Origin of the sequence: Novosphingobium sp. 18050, assembly GCF_902706195.1 — a bacterium.
In the GTDB taxonomy this organism is placed as follows: Bacteria; Pseudomonadota; Alphaproteobacteria; order Sphingomonadales; family Sphingomonadaceae; genus Novosphingobium.
On record NZ_CACSJO010000107.1, the window covers coordinates 1 to 415 of the forward strand.

The window sequence follows — 415 nt, forward strand, 5'->3', positions numbered from 1 at the left end:
CCTTTTATGGCGGCGGCTCCGAGGGTTATACGGACTATCCGACGCTTGCCGCCTGAACGGCGGTGCGCCTTGGTAAGGCTCCATTAACTATAAAACCCTAACGCTGGAGCGAGACGCGGCGCCTGTTGCGCCGCGTCGCGAGGCCAGCCCTTGTCAGTCGAAAAGCGTCGCGAGCCCGATTGTTCTTGCGCGCGATCGCCTCGCGATCGTGCGGCTTTCCGCGCCCTCGCGCCGGCGGCTTTCGTTCTCGCGCTCGTCGTCCCGACCCTGGCGCAGACCATTGATCTGCGGCCCTCCGGCGACGACCTCCAAGATTCGACCCCGCCGGTGAGGCCGGGCGCGGGCGCGCCTTTGCCGCCGGCGGCCTCAACGCCGATGACCACGACGCCTTTGCCCGGCGCCTATTATCCCGAAC

The 415-nt window shown here is 67.2% G+C and carries 1 protein-coding gene; it reads left to right on the forward strand.

Annotated elements, in window-relative coordinates; translation table 11 throughout:
- Window positions 1-150: 150 nt before the first annotated feature.
- On the forward strand, window positions 151-415 hold a 265-nt coding region (locus GVL61_RS25225), incomplete at its 3' end, for a hypothetical protein (protein WP_235037906.1).